We start from the raw sequence: 17,040 nt of genomic DNA, 5'->3' as shown, positions 1-17,040 counted from the left end.
AGCAGGCGAATACGTGCCTAAGCGTGAAGGATTTGCAGAATGTTGTTTCGGTTTTCCTGGGATCAGCTACCAGGCAGCCTGGCTTACTGACACACCGTGGTTTGTGTCGGCACGGGCGCGCATACGCGGACCCTGCCCAACTGGCTGATATCGACGAGTCTCTGGTTGCCGGTGCCCAGTCCCATCAGCACCTGGGCAGACTGCATCGCAGCGGCCAGCGTGCGTGTATAGCCTACGGGCGAGTAGGATCCCGGCCCTTTTAATATGCGACAAGCGGGCCTTGCGGGAGAGCAACGGGGATTAAACAACGATTTTGTTACTTTGCTACCCCTTCCGGGGGGTGGACGCCGCAAACTCGTCCAGCACTTCGCGGAATTCCGACACGTCCTCAAAGCTCCGGTACACCGAAGCAAAGCGGATATACGCAATCTTGTCGAGCTTGCGCAATTCGCGCATCACCAGTTCGCCGACCTGGCTGCTGGGGATTTCCTTTTCGCCCAGGGCCAGCAGTTTTTCTTCGATGCGGGTGATGGCTTCGTCGATGGCCTCGGCCGAGACCGGGCGCTTGCGCAGCGCCAGGCGCATGGAATCCTTCAGCTTGGCGCGGGTGTAGTCCACGCGCGAGCCGTTTTTCTTGACGATGGCGGGGAAGAACAGCTCGATCCGCTCATAGGTGGTGAAGCGGCGGTCGCAGGCTTCGCAGCGGCGGCGCCGGCGCACGGCATCGCCGTCTTCCGACATGCGCGTGTCGAGTACCTGGGTATTGGAATGACCGCAAAAGGGGCATTTCATGCCGGACCACCTTCAGTTGAACCCCGTCGCCTTGTCCGTGTTGTCGTTCTGCGGTGGCGGGGCGGGTTGGCGAGGCCCGCAAGCCGGCGCCCCGGGGCGCCGGCTTGCGGAGCTGCCGGCCGCTCATGCGAACACGCATGGGCGGCCTCGATGCATCAGCCGTAGACCGGGAAACGCTTGGTCAGGGCTGCCGCCTGCTCGCGCACGCTGGCGATATTGGCGGCGTCGTGCGGGTTGTCCAGCACATCGGCGATCAGGTTGCCGACGATGCGGGCTTCTTCTTCCTTGAAGCCGCGCGTGGTCATGGCCGGCGAGCCAACGCGGATGCCCGAGGTCACGAACGGCTTTTCCGGGTCATTCGGAATGGCGTTCTTGTTCACGGTCAGGTGCGCTTCACCCAGGATGCGCTCGGCTTCCTTGCCGGTAATGTTCTTGGCGCGCAGGTCAACCAGCATCACGTGGCTCTCGGTGCGGCCCGAGACGATGCGCAGTCCGCGCGCGATCAGGGTCTCGGCCAGCACGGCGGCGTTCTTCACCACTTGCTGCTGGTATTCCTTGAACTCGGGGGTCAGCGCTTCCTTGAACGCCACTGCCTTGCCGGCGATGACATGCATCAGCGGGCCGCCCTGGATGCCGGGGAAGATCGCCGAGTTGATGGCCTTCTCGTGTTCGGCCTTCATCAGGATCACGCCGCCGCGCGGGCCGCGCAGGCTCTTGTGCGTGGTGGTGGTGACGAAGTCGGCGTGCGGCACCGGGTTCGGGTACACACCCGCGGCGATCAGGCCGGCGTAGTGGGCCATGTCGACCATGAAGTAGGCACCGATCGACTTGGCCACACGGCCGATGCGCTCGAAGTCGATGCGCAGCGCGAAGGCCGAGGCGCCGGCGATGATCAGCTTGGGCTTCTTCTCTTGCGCCAGCTTTTCCAGCGCGTCGTAGTCGATGTCTTCCTGGGCGTTCAGGCCGTAGCTGACCACGTTGAACCACTTGCCGCTCATGTTCAGCGCCATGCCGTGGGTCAGGTGGCCGCCTTCGGCCAGGCTCATCCCCATGATGGTGTCGCCCGGCTTGAGCACGGCGAAGTACACGCCCTGGTTGGCCTGCGAGCCCGAGTTGGGCTGCACGTTGGCGGCTTCGGCGCCGAACAGCTGCTTGACGCGGTCAATGGCCAGCTGCTCGACGATGTCGACGTACTCGCAACCGCCGTAGTAGCGCTTGCCGGGATAGCCCTCGGCGTACTTGTTGGTCAGCTGCGAACCCTGGGCGGCCATCACGGCCGGCGAGGTGTAGTTCTCGGAGGCGATCAGCTCGATGTGGTCTTCCTGGCGCTGGTTTTCCTGCTGGATGGCGGCAAAGACCTCGGGGTCGATCTGGTCGATCGTAAAACGGCTGCGTTCGAACATGGCGAAACTCGTCTGAAAAATAGGGAATCCGATTCACGCATCGGGGGTAGGGCGCGCGGGGAAGGCTAGCGGCGACCAGCACCGGCGGCACTTTGTAACCGTCGGTGCAGGGCGCACCCTGCTTCCCATTCGCTGCCCAGGCGAGCGGCAGGCGCAAAGAACTTCACGCCTAGGCGTGCTGAACGTTACGCGAACGCGTAATGAACGTCACGCCAGAGAACTTGCGCTTCCTCGTGGTAGTGCCCACTGACTTCGCCAGTCGCGCAAGATGGAATGGTTGCGCGCAGTGTAGCGCGAGGCGGGCGCCCGCTGCAAGCCGTCGGCCCCGCCAGGCAAGGACTGGCAAGGGCTGGCCAGCAACTTGCTGTTGCAAAGTCGCCATGCGGGTTTACACGAAACCGCGATCGCTCTCCGTTACAATCGCGGCCATGACAAACTTTGTCTGGACCCTACGGGTGTACTGGGAAGACACCGACGCGGGTGGTGTGGTGTTCTACGCCAACTACCTGAAGTTCTTCGAGCGCGCCCGCACCGAGTGGCTGCGTTCGCTCGGCATCGAGCAGCAGTCGCTCGCCGACGAGGCGGGCGTGGTCTTTATCGTCCGCAGCACGGCGGTGGACTACAATGCGCCCGCCCGGCTGGATGACCAGCTCGAGATCCGCACGCGCATCGACCGGGTCGGCCCGGCCTCGGTCCAGTTCTCCCAGGAAGCCTGGCGTGGCGAGGTGATGCTGGCCTCGGGCGCGATCCGTGTTGGGTGTGTCGATCGAAGCACTTGCCGTCCCGCCCCGATTCCCGACCCCGTTTTAGCTACCATCAAGTCCGCACGATGAATCCCGTGACCGTCACGCAAGACATGTCGATCATAACGCTGGTGCTCCACGCCAGCCTGCTGGCACAGGCCGTCATGGCGCTGTTGCTCGTCATGTCCCTGTTTTCGTGGACCTATATCTTCCGCAAGCACTTGGCGCTGCGCTCGGCGCGCACCCAGACCGAGGGGTTCGAACGTGACTTCTGGGCCGGCGGCGACCTGCAGGCGCTTTATAACAGTGCCCTCAACAACCGCCACAACACCGGCGCGCTGGAGCGGATCTTTGAATCCGGCATGGGAGAGTTCCTGAAGGCGCGCGAGCGCGGCAACGAAGCCAGCGCGCTGCTCGATGCGGCCCGGCGCGCGATGCGCGCGGCCTACCAGCGCGAGATGGATGTGATGGAATCGCATCTGCCATTCCTGGCGTCGGTCGGTTCGGTGAGCCCGTATATCGGCCTGTTCGGCACGGTCTGGGGGATCATGAACGCGTTCCGCGGCCTGTCGAATGTGCAGCAGGCGACGCTCGCATCGGTAGCCCCCGGTATTGCCGAGGCGCTGGTGGCGACCGCGATCGGCCTGTTCGCGGCGATTCCGGCGGTGATCGCCTACAACCGCTATGCCACGGAGATCGACCGCCTGGCGATCCGGTTCGAGAGCTTCATGGAAGAGTTCCTGAACATCCTGCAACGGCAGGCGCGCTAACTGCACACGTATCGAATCTAATCCAGACGGTCCGGGCGCAAGCCCGGGCCGGCGTTTCCAGGAGTCCTGCAATGGCAGCCATTCAGCGCCGCGGCGGCTCGCGCCGCCGGGCCAGCGCCGAGATCAATGTCGTGCCGTATATCGACGTCATGCTCGTGCTGCTGGTCATCTTCATGGTGGCGGCGCCGATCGTGAGCCCCGCCACCGTCGACCTGCCCACCGTGGCCAACGCCACGCCGCAGCAGAAGGCGCCGCCGATCGTGGTCACCGTGCACGAGAGCGGCCAGCTCATCGCGCGCGGCAAGGACAACGCCGGCAACGCCTTCGAGCGCAAGCTCGACAAGCAGGGCCTGCTCGACTTTGTGCACCAGCGCCAGAACGAGAATCCCGACCAGCCGGTGGTGATTGCCGCCGACCGCGCGGTCAAGTATGAGGCGGTGCTGGACGTGATGTCGATCCTGAAAGCCGATGGCATCAAGCGCGTCGGCCTGATGGTCAAGTCCAAGACCTCCTGACGCATTGAAGCGCCTATCTGATTGCCGTTGCGCCTGATGAAGACCGTCGCCGCCTATCCCTACCAGCCGGTCAAGGAGCGGGGAACCCTGCGTTCCTTCCTGTTCGCGCTCTTCATGCATATGCTGCTGGCCGTCGTGCTGTACTACGGCGTGCGCTTGCAGAGCAGCACCCCCGTCGGCGCCGAGGCCGAGCTGTGGGAAGAGATTCCGGCCGCCACCGCGCCCCCGCCGCCGCCGCCGGAGCCGGTGGTGCAGCCGCGCCCGGCCCCGCCGCTGCCCGAGGTGAAGAGCAAGGTCGAGGACGACGCCGACATCGCGCTGGAGCGCCAGAAGCGCCGTGCCGAGGCGGCAGCGCGCGAAGAGGCCGAGCGCAAGCAGGCGGCTGCGCGCAAGGAAGCCGAGCGTAAAGAGGCGGAACGTAAGGAAGCCGACCGCAAGGAAGCCCAGCGCAAGGACGACGCGAAGAAGAAGGCAGCGCAGCAGGACCAGCAGCGCAAGGAACAGGCCGAGCGCAAGGAAGCAGAACGCAAGGAAGCAGAACGCAAGGAAGCAGAACGCAAGGAAGCAGAACGCAAGGAAGCAGAACGCAAGGAAGCGGACGCCAAGGCCAGGGCCCAGGCGGACGCCAAGGCCAAGGCTGACGCCAAGGCAAAGGCTGATGCCGAGACCAAGGCCAAAGCCAAGGCGGATGCCGACGCCAAGGCCAAGCGCGAGGCTGCCGCCAATGCCCAGCGCAAGAGCGAGCTGGCGCGCCTGCAGGCGCTGGCCGGCGGCTCCGGCGCGGGCGGTGGCGGCGTGGGCAGTACGGCCGGCGCGGGTGCCGGCGGCGGTGGCAAGGCGTCGCCGGGCTATTCCGACCGCGTGCGCCGCCGCGTCAAGCCGAATATCGTCTTTACCGAGGACGTGCCGGGCAACCCGACCGCGGTGGTGTCGGTGCAGCTGGCGCCGGATGGTTCGCTGCTGTCGGCGCGGCTGTCCAAGTCCAGCGGCAACTCGGGCTGGGATAATGCCGTGCTGCGCGCGGTGGAACGTTCCGACCCGCTGCCGCGTGATGAGAACGGCAAGGCGCCGGCCAGCTTCACCATTACCTTCCGGCCGAAGGACTGAGTGACCTGGGCGGCATGATTTGCAACATAATGCAACCTTCATCGCTGGGTCTTGGTCCCAGCGCTAGCATGGCAGGTTGCCTGACGCGGCCGGCAGTGTGCGATACGCACGCAGACGGGGCATGCGCCACGCGCCGCAATGCCGTATTTGCCCGTGTTGCCGATTGCCTGCCGTGCCCGACGAAACTTGAAATCGACTGAGGAGCAGCATGCGAAAGCTTTGGGCCCCCAACTGGCTGTCCGCGAGGCGGCACAACGCAACCCAACCCGAATCCCAACGTGCCATCGGCCCGGTCCCCCTGGCCGGCCGCCGCGCGCTGATGGCCTGGCTGGCCGCGGCGATGACGATGGCAGCCGGCGCCGCGCACGCGCAACTCAACGTTGAGATCTCCGGGGTTGGTTCCAGCCAGCTCCCGGTTGCGACCGCCAACTTCCAGGGCGAGGCCCAGGCCCCGCAGAACCTGACCGCGATCATCCGCGCCGACCTGGCGCGCAGCGGGCGCTTGCGCAATGTCGATCCGGGCGGTGCCACGGTGGCGGAATCCGCCAATGTCGACCTCGGTAGCTGGAAGTCGCGCGGCGCCGATGCCTTCGTCGCCGGCAGCGTGACCCCGGCCGCCGGCGGCAAGTATGAGGTCCGCTTCCGCCTGTACGACACCGTCAAGGGCCAGAGCCTGGGCGGGCTGGCCTTTACCGTCAACCAGTCCCAGCTGCGCGTGACCGCGCACAAGATCGCCGACTACATCTACGAAAAGCTGCTGGGCGAGCGCGGCGTGTTTGCCACGCGCCTGTCCTACGTGTCGAAGGTGGGCGGCCGCTACCAGCTGCTGATTTCCGATTCCGATGGCCAGAATGCGCAGGTGGCGCTGACCAGCAACGAGCCGATCATCTCGCCGTCGTGGTCGCCGGACGGCGCGCGCGTGGCCTATGTCTCGTTCGAGGCCAAGAAGCCGGTGGTGTATGTGCACGACCTGGCCAGCGGCAAGCGCACGCTGGTGTCGAACCAGAAGGGCAACAACAGCGCGCCCTCGTGGTCGCCTGACGGCCGGTACCTGGCGCTGGCGCTGTCGCGCGACGGCAATACCCAGGTCTACCAGGTCAATGCGGACGGCTCCGGCATCCGCCGCCTCTCCCGCAGCAGCGCCATCGACACCGAGCCGCAGTATTCTCCGGACGGCAAGAGCATCTACTTCACCAGCGACCGCGGCGGTGCGCCGCAGGTCTACCGCATGCCCGCTTCCGGCGAGGAAGGCGGCGGGGCGCAACGTGTCACCTTCAAGGGCAGTTACAACGTGAGCCCGCGTATTTCGCCGGACGGCAAGTACCTGGCGTACATCTCGCGCGCGGGCGGCTTCAAGCTGCAGCTGCAGGACCTGACCAACGGCGACGTGACGTCGCTGACCGATACGGCCAACGACGAAGCGCCCAGCTTTGCCGCCAATGGCAAGTACATCCTTTATGCCACCCGCGTGGGCGGTCGCGCGGTGCTGGCGGCGGTTTCCACTGACGGGCGTACCCGGCAGGTTCTGTCCCTCCAGTCCGGCGATGTTCGCGAGCCGTCCTGGGGTCCTTTCATGCAATAACAGGAGTCATTCACCATGCCCCAACTGATGAGCAAAACCCTTGCCGTTGCCGCACTGCTGGCCCTTGGCGCCTGCAGCTCCGGCGTCAAGCTGGACGACACCGCCAAAGCCGGCGCCGGCGCGGGCACCGGTGCCGATGCGCGCGCCGTGACCCCGGTGACGGCCGCCGATCCGCTGAACGATCCGAACAGCCCGCTGGCCAAGCGCAGCGTGTACTTCGACTTCGACAGCTACAGCGTCAAGTCGGACTACCAGGGAATGCTGACCGAGCACTCGAAGTATCTGGGCGCCAACAAGGGCCGCAAGATCCTGATCCAGGGCAACACCGACGAGCGCGGCACCAGCGAGTACAACCTGGCGCTGGGCCAGAAGCGCGCCGAAGCCGTGCGCCGCTCGCTGGCCTCGATGGGCGTGCCAGACGCCCAGATGGAAGCCGTGAGCCTGGGCAAGGAAAAGCCCAAGGCCACCGGCCATGATGAAGCCTCGTGGGCCGAGAACCGCCGCGCGGACATCAACTACTGATCTGTGGACTGCCTTCCATGAAAGCACGCGTTTCCACCCTGTTGTGGCTCGCCNCCNNCGCCGGCGGCGGCATGCTGCCGCTGTCACAGGCGCATGCCGGAGTGTTCGACGATGACGAGGCCCGCAAGGCGGTCATCAGCCTGCGCGACCAGTTCAACGGTTTCCAGGCGACCGCGACGCAGCGTATCGAGCAGAACAGCCGCACCACGCTCGACATGCAGAACCAGCTCGAGGGCCTGCGCCAGGAAGTGGCGCGGCTGCGCGGCCAGAACGAAGTGCTGCAGAACACGGTGGACACGCTGCAGAAGCAGCAGAAGGACTACTACGCCGACCTCGATGCGCGCCTGAAGAAGTTCGAGCCGCAGCAGGTCACCGTCGAAGGCCGCGAAGGCCTGTCGCAGCCGGGCGAAAAGCCCGAATACGATGCCGCGCTCAAGCAGTTCCAGGCGGGCGACTTCAAGAGCGCCGGGAGTTCGTTCACGGCGTTCATCAAGAAGTACCCGCAGAGCCCGTATGTGCCGTTGGCACAGTACTGGCTCGGCAACTCGCTGTATGCGCAGCGCGACTACAAGGGCTCCACCTCGGTGCTGCAGAACATGATCAACGCCAACCCGACGCACCCCAAGGTGCCGGACGCGATGATCGCGGTCGCCAACAACCAGCTCGAGTCCGGCCAGAAGGCGGCCGCGCGCAAGACGCTGGAGCAGGTGGTGGCCAAGTATCCGGGCACCGAAGGCGCGCAGGCGGCCAGCAACCGGCTGAAGACGTTGAAGTAACACCGGAAGCGGCCGGCACGCCCGGTCCTGTCTGCAAGGCCCGCTTTGGCGGGCCTTCTTCTTGGGTCGCGCTAAAATACATGATTCGCCTGAATCTTTTGCGCGCCCAGACGGCGCGCTCCCGATCATGACCCAACGCGCCATCGTCCTGCTCTCCGGCGGACTCGACTCCGCCACCGTACTCGCCATGGCCCGCGCCCAGGGCTTCGAGACCTATGCGCTGTCGATGCGCTATGGCCAGCGCCACTCCTCTGAACTGGAAGCCGCCAAGCGCGTGGCGGCCGCGCTGGGCGCCACCCGCCACGAGATCGTCGACCTGGACCTGCGCCGCTTCGGCGGCTCGGCGCTGACCGACGACGCGCTGGCGGTGCCGACCGATGGCGCTTCCGACGGCATCCCGGTCACCTATGTGCCGGCGCGCAACACCATCATGCTGTCGCTGGCGCTCGGCTGGGCCGAGGCTGTCGGGGGGCGCGACCTGTTCTTCGGCGCCAACGCGGTTGACTACTCCGGTTACCCGGACTGCCGCCCGGAATACGTCGCGGCCTATGAAACGCTGGCCAACCTCGCCACCAAGGCCGGGGTCGAGGGCGACCACTTCCGCGTGCATGCGCCCATCATCGACATGACCAAGGGCGAGATCATCCGCGCCGGCATCGCGCTGGGGGTGGACTACAGCCTGACGGTGTCGTGCTACCAGGCCGATGACGACGGCCGCGCCTGCGGCGTGTGCGACTCGTGCCGCATCCGCCGGGCCGGCTTTGAAGCCGCCGGAGTGCCCGATCCGACCCGCTACCAGGCCGCTGCCTGATCACAAGCTGCCGTCCACGCCCCCGACATGCCTGAAATCGACCTCGCCGCGCTCTCGCGCACCGTGCTGCTGAGCACGTTCGTCCTGACCTTCCTGTTTGGCGCCATGCTGCAGCGCACGCACTTCTGCACCATGGGCGCGGTCTCTGACATCGTCAATATGGGCGACTGGGGCCGCATGCGCATGTGGGTGCTGGCGATCGGCGTGGCCATGATCGGCACCGGCGTGCTGGCCTGGACCGGCGCGATCGACCCCACCAAGACCATTTACACCCCCAGCAAGCTGGGCTGGCTGTCGGCGCTGGCCGGCGGGCTGATGTTCGGTTTCGGCATGGTGCTGGCGTCGGGCTGCGGCAGCAAGACACTGGTGCGCATCGGCGCCGGCAACCTGAAGTCCCTGGTGGTCTTTGTCTTCCTGGGCCTGTCGGCCTACATGACGCTGCGCGGGCTGTTCGGCGTGGTGCGCGTGAATACCGTCGACGCGGTGGCGCTGACGTTGCCCACCACGCAAGACCTGCCGTCCGTGCTGGCGCAGGGCACGGGGCTCGCGCGCGGCGCGCTGCAGCTGGGCCTGGGACTGGCGCTGGGTGGCGTGCTGGTGCTGTGGGCGCTGGCGGGCCGCGGCTTCCGCTCGTTCGACAACCTGCTTGGCGGCATCGGCGTCGGGCTGATCATCGTGGCAATGTGGTATGTCTCGGGCCACCTCGGCTACGTGGCCGAAGACCCCAACACGCTTGAAGAACTGTTCGTCTCGACCAACAGCGGCCGCATGGAAAGCCTGAGCTTTGTCGCTCCCTATGCCTACACGCTCGACTGGCTGATGATGTTCAGCGACAAGAGCAAGGTGGCGACGGTCGGCATCGTCAGTGTGTTCGGCGTGATCGCCGGCGCGGCGGTCTATGCCCTGGTGACGCGCACCTTCCGCTGGGAAGGCTTCGGCAATGCCGAGGACGTCGCCAATCATATGGTCGGCGGCATCCTGATGGGTGCGGGCGGCGTGACCGCGCTGGGCTGCACGGTCGGGCAGGGCCTGTCGGGCGTGTCGACCCTGGCGCTTGGCTCGTTTATCGCGCTGGCGGGTATCCTGGCCGGTGCAGTGCTGGCATTCCGCTACCAGATATGGCGTCTGGAGCGCATGGCCTGAGGCGCGTGCTTGACACATCGAGAACCGCATCACTATAATCGCGGTTCTGTTTTTTCGGGTCGTTAGCTCAGTCGGTAGAGCAGCGGACTTTTAATCCGTTGGTCGCGTGTTCGAGTCACGCACGACCCACCAGTATTACGAAGGGCCTGTGGCGCAAGTCACAGGCCCTTTTTGCGTCTGGCATGCCCCGCTGGTAGGGGGTGCTTTAACTAGTTCGAGGTAGAGACTTGAACCTGCCTGCGCAGCACAATGGGTCAACCGCGGCGTATGGACCGCGGACCATCAGAATGGCCGCGAGACACGGCCCACCAACAAGACCCTATGCGGCGAGCAGGCGTTTCCTTGCCGGCCAGCGGGCACGTGCTGCGCATCATCTGGCCGTTCGTACCGGTGGTTGTTGCGCTGGCGTTGTTCAGCATCGCCAGCCTGGACCTGTTGTCGGCTGCGCGTGCCTTTGTCGCGGGCGAGAGCCAGTGGTCCAGGGGTCAGAAGAACGCCGTGCTGCACCTGCTGCGCTTCGGCGAGGATCGCGAGCCGGCGGATTTCGAGGCATACCTGGCGTCGATCGCGATCCCGCTGGGCGACCACCGCGCGCGCCTGGAGCTCGACCGCGACGAGCCTGACCTGGAGCGCATCCATGAAGGGCTCCTTGCCGGCGGCAACCATCCCGATGACATTCCGCGGATGGTGCGGCTCTACCGGAATTTCCGCCATATCCAGGAGGTCGATGCCGCGATCCGCGTGTGGGCCGCTGGCGACATCGAGATCTCTGCCCTGCACGAACAGGCACTGGCCCTGCGCCGGCTGACCGGCCAGCCCGGCTGCGGGGGCGAGTGCCTGGCGCCGGTGCTGCGCAACATTGCGCAGATCGACGCCAGGCTGACGCCGCTGGAGCGGGCCTTTTCGGGCCATCTGGGCCAGGCCTCGCGCCGCGTGACGCGGCTGCTTACCACCGGCAGCGCGGTGATGGCGGCAGCGCTGCTGATGTCGGCGATCCTGCTTTCGCTGGCGCCGTTGCGGCGCGAGCGCCGGCTGCGCGAGGCGCTGGCGCAGCGCGAAGAGCAGCTGCAGCTGGCGGTAGAGGGCAGCAACGACGGCCTGTGGGACTGGCATCTCGGCCGTGGCGAGCTCTACTTCTCGCCGCGCTGCGCGCAGATGCTGGGCTACCAGGACGCCGAGCTGCCGCATGCGCGCGAAACCGTGCTGGGCCTGCTGCATCCTTCCGAGCTGGCCGCCTTCGAGGCCAAGCTGGCGCGCCATCTGCGCAGCGGCGAGCCCTACGACGCCGAATTCCGCCTGCGCAACCGCGCCGGCGATTACCTGTGGGTGCGCGCGCGCGGCCGGCTGGTGCGCGGGCCGGGGCGCCGGCGTGCGCGCATGGCGGGGTCGCTCACGGATATTTCCGACCACAAGCGCTACGAGACACAGCTCTTTGCCGAAAAGGAGCGCGCCCAGGTCACGCTGCAGGCCATCGGCGACGCGGTAGTGACGGCCGATGTGTGGGGTCGCGTGGAATCGCTCAACCCCGCGGCCGAGGCCCTGACCGGCTGGCGCGAAGCGGACGCCCGCGGCCTGCCGCTGAGCAGCGTCTGCGTGCTGCGCGACGAGGACAGCCTGGCGCCGCTGCCCGATATTGTCACGCTGGCGCTGCGGCAGCGCTGGCGCAGCCGGTCGGCGCAGCTGGTGCAGCGCGATGTGTCGGGGCTGCCCGGACAGGCGCTGGCGGTCAAGCCATCGGTGGCGCTGATCCGCGACCGGGCCGCGCAGGCCATCGGCGTGGTAGTTGTGCTGCACGATATCAGCCAGGAACGCGCCCATGCGGCGCGCCTGGCATACGAGGCCAGCCACGATGCGCTGACCGGCCTGGTCAACCGCGCCGAGTTCGAGCGCCGGCTGGGCGCGGCGATCACGCGGGCACGCGAGGAAGGCACCACCCATACGCTGATGTACCTGGACCTGGACCAGTTCAAGGTGGTCAACGACACTTGCGGGCATGCCGCCGGCGACGAGCTGATCCGGCAGATGGCGGAGGTCATGCACAGCCAGCTGCGCCGCAGCGACACGCTGGCCCGGCTGGGCGGCGACGAGTTCGGCGTGCTGCTGGAGCATTGCGGCACCGCCGATGGCGAAAGCGTGGCCGAGGCCTTGCGCCAAGCCATTGCATGTTTCCGTTTTGCGCATCGCCAGCGCACCTTCACGCTGGGCGTCAGCATCGGCCTGGTCACGCTGGACCGACAGACCGTCAGCGTCGCCGAGGCCCTGAGCGCGGCCGACGCGGCCTGCTATGTGGCCAAAGAGGGCGGACGCAACCGCGTGCAGGTCTATCATCCGCTGGACAGCGTGGTGCAGGCGCGCCACGGCGAGATGGAGTGGGTCAGCCGCGTGCATGCGGCGCTGGCGGCTGGCCGCTTCTGCCTGTATTCGCAGGAGATCCTGCCGGCGCACGATGGCGCGCTGCCGCAGACGGGCCGCCATGTGGAGCTGCTGTTGCGCATGGTCGATGAACGCGGCCGGCTGGTGCCCCCGATGGCCTTCGTGCCGGCCTGCGAGCGCTACAACCTGATGCCGATGATCGACCGCTGGGTGGTCGAGACCGCGTTTGGCACCCTGGCGGAACGGCAGGCGGAGATTGCCACCTGCGCGATCAACTTGTCAGGCTCGTCGCTGGCGGACATCCAGTTCCCCGATTTCGTGCGCGAGCAGGCGCAGCGCTTTGGCATCGCGCTGGATGGCATCTGCTTCGAGATTACGGAGACCGCGGCGATCGCCAACCTGGCGCAGGCCGGCGCGTTCATCCTGCAGCTGCAGCAGCTGGGCTGCCAGTTTGCGCTGGATGACTTCGGCGCGGGCATGTCGTCGTTCACCTACCTGAAGCACCTGCCGGCGGCCTACCTGAAGATCGATGGCAGCTTTGTGCGCGACATGCTGGCCGACCCGGTCAACCTGGTGATGGTGGAGGTGATCCAGCGCATCGGCCACGCCATGGGCAAGAAGACCATTGCGGAATTCGTTGAGAGCGAGGCCATGCTCGAACGGCTGCGCGAGCTGGGCGTGGACCTGGTGCAGGGCTACCACATTGCGGCACCGGTGCCGTTTGCCCCGGCGGATCCCGAGGCCGGCGACCGGCCGGCGCTGGCGCTGGCGGGCTGAGCCGCCAGGCCAGGCCGTGGGTCAGGGAACGAGCGGATCGCGGAAGCCGGTATCGGCGCCGGGCGGGGTGCCGGCCGGCGCGGGTGTCGGCGCGGTTGCGGGCGGCACGGCCTGGTGCCTGGCCTCGCGCCAGGTGTTGTACACCCAGTAGGCGGCGCCGGCTGCCAGGCCGACCTTGGACAGCTTCCAGGTCCAGCGCAGCACCGGCGTGCGCTTGACCAGCGGCAGCGCCAGCGTCAGTGCGGTGCTCAGCAGCGGGTAGTCCTTGGTCATGCCGACCACTTTCATCCACGACCCCGGACGGGCGATGCGCGGCAGCCAGTGGCCGATAGTGCCCAGGCGGTGCGCGCCACCCCGCACCTCGTGCAGGGCCTGCAGGCAGTCGTAGCGTTCCAGCGCGGCGCGGGTCAGCAGCAGTTCCTTGCGCACCGCCAGCGGCAGGCGCACCTCTTGCGTGAACCGGGCCCGCCGCGGGTGATTGCGGCGGTCGTGTCCGGCAGCGCTGTCGTCGGGTTCCAGGGGGCTCATCGGCGCAGGATCTCCCGGTCTTTGTCGATTTCGGCGAGCGTGGCCTCCAGCATCGGCGGGGCGTTGCGCACCAGGTTGCGTGCGTACGCCAGGCAAATCGCGCACAGCACCAGGTAAAGGACCGTCAGTGCGCCCAGCGCCTGCCAGCGGTAGGTGTCCCAGAACAGGATGGCGATCAGCCCGGTCAGGGTGACCAGCCCGATGCCAAAGAACACCAGGCCGAAGCAGGCCAGCAGCGCGACCTTCATCAGGCGCGTGCGTTCCTCGGCAAGCTCCACGCTGGCGAGTTCGAGGCGGGTCTGGATCATTGCCACCAGCGACCCGGCCAGGTTGCGCACGGATTCGAGGAACTTGGGGGAAGGGGGGGATTCGCTCATGCGGCTCCGGCGTGAAAGAGCGGCGCGACGGCGTGGCCGTACGCGCCTTTCCAGCAGGCGGGGCCGGGTGTGGCGTCATGGTGTGTCGCCAACATGCTTGCGCCCCGGCCACTGGGCAACCCGATGACCGGGTTGCCGCTCAGGCGCGGCACCAGCATGCCGCGCCGGGTTGGCATCGATTACTTGCGGTTCAGCAGCAGACCGATCAGCAGGCCTACGCCGGCCGCCACGCCCACGGCGCGCCACGGGTGGTCATGCACGTAGTCGTCGGTGGCGCGTGCGGCGGCCTTGCTCTTGGTCACGACGGCGTCTTGCAGGTCCTGGGCCTTTTCCTTGGCTTGCTTGAGCAGGCCCATGCCACGCTCGCGCAGTTCGGCGGCCTTTTCCCCGGTGGTCGAGGCGGCTTGCTTCAGCAGTTCCTCGGCGTCGGACAGAACGGTCTTGACATCGCTCATCAGTTTCTCCTGTTTGCGGGCGGTTGGTTCGGTTTGTGCGGATTCTGACATTTTCTACGCTCCGAGGCTAACGGCATTTGTCGGTCTGATACTTAGCATATGTGGCGGGCGGCCGTGGTTTCAAGGCTACACGCCAGCAAGCGTGACTCTGCGGCGCCTGGTTTAGCAAGCATGCCGGAAAGCGCGCGTGATGAATGTCAGAAGATGTCTTATGACTTCGAGTGATTTTGTAGTGACTTTATATTCGTTTGGGTTGGATATCAATCCGGATACTCTGGTTCCACCCCGAAATCAGGAGAACAGAACATGGCATTGCGTCTTGGCGATATCGCCCCGGACTTCGAGCAGGATTCGAGCGAAGGCCGCATCCGCTTCCATGCGTGGCTTGGCGACAGCTGGGGCGTGCTGTTCTCGCATCCGGCCGACTACACCCCGGTGTGCACCACTGAACTGGGCCTGACGGCCAGGCTGAAGGATGAATTCGCGCGCCGCGGCGTCAAGGCGATCGCGTTGTCGGTGGACAACGTGGACTCGCACCGCGGCTGGATCCAGGATATCAACGAGACGCAGTCGACCCAGGTCAATTTCCCGATCCTGGCCGATGGCGACCGCAAGGTGTCGCAGCTCTACGACATGATCCACCCGAACGCGAACGAGACCCTGACGGTGCGCTCGCTGTTCATCATCGACCCGAAGAAGAAGGTGCGCCTGATCATCACGTATCCGGCCAGCACCGGGCGCAATTTCAACGAGATCCTGCGCGTGATCGACTCGCTGCAGCTGACCGACAACCACAGCGTGGCCACGCCGGGCAACTGGCAGGACGGCGACGACGTAGTGATCGTGCCCTCGCTGAAGGACGAAGCGGTGATCCGCGAGAAATTCCCCAAGGGCTACCAGGCGGTGCGGCCGTACCTGCGCCTGACGCCCCAGCCCAACAAATGAACGCGGCCCCGCGTGAAGGCGGGGCCGGCGTGCAGGACAGGTGTTTTATCGACGGGGGCAGCCTCGTCGTCTCCTTGGTAGTGTGCTTGGCCCGGCTTTGCAGCCGGGCCTTTTTATTACGGAGAGCCTGTGCGCAAGTCGCGGATAGCGATCAGAAGAAGGCCTGCAGGCCAGTCTGGGCGCGGCCCAGGATCAGTGCGTGGATGTCGTGGGTGCCTTCATAGGTGTTGACCACCTCCAGGTTCACCACGTGGCGGATCACGCCGAACTCATCCGAGATGCCATTGCCGCCCAGCATGTCGCGCGCCACGCGGGCGATGTCGAGCGACTTGCCGCACGAGTTGCGCTTCATGATCGAGGTGATTTCCACTGCGGCGGTGCCTTCGTCCTTCATGCGGCCCAGGCGCAGGCAGCCTTGCAGGCCCAGCGTGATCTCGGTCTGCATGTCGGCCAGCTTCTTCTGCACCAGCTGTGTGGCGGCCAGCGGGCGGCCGAACTGCTTGCGGTCCAGGGTGTACTGGCGCGCGGTGTGCCAGCAGAATTCGGCGGCGCCCAGCGCGCCCCAGGCGATGCCGTAGCGGGCCGAGTTCAGGCAGGTGAACGGGCCCTTCAGGCCGCTCACGCCCGGCATGATGTTCTCTTCCGGCACGAACACCTGGTCCAGCACGATTTCGCCGGTGATCGAGGTGCGCAGGCCGACCTTGCCGTGGATGGCCGGTGCGGACAGGCCCTTCCAGCCCTTTTCCAGGATAAAGCCGCGGATCTCGTCCTTGCCATTGTCGCCCTGCAGCTTGGCCCAGACCACGAACACGTCGGCGATCGGCGAGTTGGTGATCCACATCTTGGCGCCGGTCAGCTCATAGCCGCCGTCGACCTTCCTGGCGCGGGTGACCATCGAGCCCGGGTCGGAGCCGTGGTTCGGCTCGGTCAGGCCGAAGCAGCCGATCCATTCGCCGGTGGCCAGCTTGGGCAGGTACTTCTGCTTTTGCGCTTCGGTGCCGAATTCATGGATCGGCACCATCACCAGCGACGACTGCACGCTCATCATCGAGCGGTAGCCCGAATCCACGCGCTCCACTTCACGCGCGATCAGACCGTAGCTGACGTAGTTCAGGCCCGGGCCGCCGTATTGCTCGGGGATGGTCGGGCCGAGCAGACCCAGTTCGCCCATCTCGCGGAAGATCTCGATGTCGGTCTTCTCATTGCGGAAGGACTGCAGCACGCGCGGCATCAGCTTGTCCTGGCTGTACGCTGCGGCGGCGTCGCGCACCATGCGTTCTTCGGCGGTCAGTTGCTGGTCCAGCAGCAGGGGGTCGGCCCAGTGAAATTCGGCGTTGGCAGCCATGCAGGTCTCCTTCGGTTGCGCGGGGGAAAGCACCGGGGGCGGGCCAGGGGCCGCTTGCCGCACCGGGGTTTCCGGG

17 protein-coding genes, 1 tRNA gene and 1 riboswitch are annotated in these 17,040 nt (G+C 66.3%); of the genes, 12 read left to right on the top strand and 6 right to left on the bottom strand.

Annotated features, from left to right (window positions below; translation table 11 throughout):
• Window positions 1–324: 324 nt before the first annotated feature.
• Together nrdR and glyA are read right to left on the bottom strand one after the other, a co-directional pair.
• A complete protein-coding gene (gene nrdR / locus A3A5_RS0114015; RefSeq protein WP_026200768.1) occupies window positions 325–792 on the bottom strand; it encodes a transcriptional regulator NrdR in 468 nt (155 codons plus the stop codon).
• Window positions 793–947: 155 nt separating this feature from the next.
• Window positions 948–2,195, bottom strand: coding sequence for a serine hydroxymethyltransferase (gene glyA / locus A3A5_RS0114010; protein ID WP_018311192.1), 1,248 nt, complete (start codon window positions 2,193–2,195; stop codon window positions 948–950).
• 127 nt (window positions 2,196–2,322) lie between these two features.
• Window positions 2,323–2,468, bottom strand: a riboswitch (ZMP/ZTP riboswitch).
• A gap of 155 nt (window positions 2,469–2,623) precedes the next feature.
• Between glyA and ybgC the strand changes: the two genes are divergently transcribed.
• The 11 genes from ybgC to A3A5_RS0113955 all read left to right on the top strand — a co-directional run bounded on the left by ybgC (window position 2,624) and on the right by A3A5_RS0113955 (window position 13,314).
• The gene (gene ybgC, locus A3A5_RS0114005; RefSeq protein WP_026200767.1) at window positions 2,624–3,028 is read left to right on the top strand and encodes a tol-pal system-associated acyl-CoA thioesterase; all 405 of its coding nucleotides are present in this window, start codon (window positions 2,624–2,626) and stop codon (window positions 3,026–3,028) included.
• Complete coding sequence (gene tolQ / locus A3A5_RS0114000; RefSeq protein WP_018311190.1) at window positions 3,025–3,708, top strand: protein TolQ; 684 nt, start codon at window positions 3,025–3,027, stop codon at window positions 3,706–3,708. The genes ybgC and tolQ overlap by 4 nt, the downstream gene beginning before the upstream one ends.
• Window positions 3,709–3,779: 71 nt before the next feature.
• Window positions 3,780–4,223 carry a protein TolR gene (gene tolR / locus A3A5_RS0113995; RefSeq protein WP_018311189.1) on the top strand — a complete coding sequence of 148 codons (444 nt, stop codon included), beginning with the start codon at window positions 3,780–3,782 and terminating at the stop codon, window positions 4,221–4,223.
• Window positions 4,224–4,259: 36 nt separating this feature from the next.
• Entirely contained in the window at window positions 4,260–5,330 is a 1,071-nt protein-coding gene (gene tolA / locus A3A5_RS0113990) for a cell envelope integrity protein TolA (RefSeq protein WP_018311188.1), read from the top strand.
• A gap of 208 nt (window positions 5,331–5,538) precedes the next feature.
• On the top strand, window positions 5,539–6,912 hold the full coding sequence (gene tolB, locus A3A5_RS0113985; protein WP_018311187.1) for a Tol-Pal system beta propeller repeat protein TolB: 1,374 nt from the start codon (window positions 5,539–5,541) through the stop codon (window positions 6,910–6,912).
• Between the two features lie 15 nt (window positions 6,913–6,927).
• Complete coding sequence (gene pal / locus A3A5_RS0113980) at window positions 6,928–7,434, top strand: peptidoglycan-associated lipoprotein Pal (protein WP_018311186.1); 507 nt, start codon at window positions 6,928–6,930, stop codon at window positions 7,432–7,434.
• A 17-nt stretch (window positions 7,435–7,451) separates the two neighbouring features.
• Entirely contained in the window at window positions 7,452–8,210 is a 759-nt protein-coding gene (gene ybgF, locus A3A5_RS0113975; RefSeq protein WP_026200765.1) for a tol-pal system protein YbgF, read from the top strand.
• A gap of 127 nt (window positions 8,211–8,337) precedes the next feature.
• Window positions 8,338–9,021, top strand: coding sequence for a 7-cyano-7-deazaguanine synthase QueC (queC, locus tag A3A5_RS0113970; protein ID WP_018311184.1), 684 nt, complete (start codon window positions 8,338–8,340; stop codon window positions 9,019–9,021).
• Window positions 9,022–9,048: 27 nt separating this feature from the next.
• A complete protein-coding gene (locus tag A3A5_RS0113965; protein WP_018311183.1) occupies window positions 9,049–10,164 on the top strand; it encodes a YeeE/YedE family protein in 1,116 nt (371 codons plus the stop codon).
• A 56-nt stretch (window positions 10,165–10,220) separates the two neighbouring features.
• Window positions 10,221–10,296, top strand: a tRNA-Lys gene (locus tag A3A5_RS0113960).
• 117 nt (window positions 10,297–10,413) lie between these two features.
• Complete coding sequence (locus A3A5_RS0113955) at window positions 10,414–13,314, top strand: EAL domain-containing protein (RefSeq protein WP_035812600.1); 2,901 nt, start codon at window positions 10,414–10,416, stop codon at window positions 13,312–13,314.
• A gap of 21 nt (window positions 13,315–13,335) precedes the next feature.
• Here A3A5_RS0113955 and A3A5_RS0113950 read toward each other — a convergent pair whose 3' ends face one another.
• The 3 genes from A3A5_RS0113950 to A3A5_RS0113940 all read right to left on the bottom strand — a co-directional run bounded on the left by A3A5_RS0113950 (window position 13,336) and on the right by A3A5_RS0113940 (window position 14,725).
• Entirely contained in the window at window positions 13,336–13,842 is a 507-nt protein-coding gene (locus tag A3A5_RS0113950; RefSeq protein ID WP_018311181.1) for a DUF3318 domain-containing protein, read from the bottom strand.
• Window positions 13,839–14,219: a phage holin family protein gene (locus A3A5_RS0113945; protein ID WP_010813730.1), complete on the bottom strand. Its 381-nt coding sequence runs from the start codon at window positions 14,217–14,219 to the stop codon at window positions 13,839–13,841. The genes A3A5_RS0113950 and A3A5_RS0113945 overlap by 4 nt, the downstream gene beginning before the upstream one ends.
• Window positions 14,220–14,398: 179 nt before the next feature.
• Window positions 14,399–14,725: a YqjD family protein gene (locus A3A5_RS0113940; RefSeq protein ID WP_010813729.1), complete on the bottom strand. Its 327-nt coding sequence runs from the start codon at window positions 14,723–14,725 to the stop codon at window positions 14,399–14,401.
• A gap of 255 nt (window positions 14,726–14,980) precedes the next feature.
• On the opposite strand from A3A5_RS0113940, the gene A3A5_RS0113935 reads away from it, so the two are divergent.
• Window positions 14,981–15,619, top strand: a complete 639-nt coding sequence (locus A3A5_RS0113935; RefSeq protein WP_018311180.1) for a peroxiredoxin — start codon at window positions 14,981–14,983, stop codon at window positions 15,617–15,619.
• Window positions 15,620–15,770: 151 nt separating this feature from the next.
• Here A3A5_RS0113935 and A3A5_RS0113930 read toward each other — a convergent pair whose 3' ends face one another.
• Window positions 15,771–16,964: an acyl-CoA dehydrogenase gene (locus A3A5_RS0113930; RefSeq protein WP_018311179.1), complete on the bottom strand. Its 1,194-nt coding sequence runs from the start codon at window positions 16,962–16,964 to the stop codon at window positions 15,771–15,773.
• Window positions 16,965–17,040 lie beyond the last annotated feature (76 nt).

Origin of the sequence: Cupriavidus sp. UYPR2.512, from assembly GCF_000379565.1 — a bacterium.
Lineage (GTDB): Bacteria > Pseudomonadota > Gammaproteobacteria > Burkholderiales > Burkholderiaceae > Cupriavidus.
This window is presented reverse-complemented; position numbering and strand designations above follow the sequence as displayed.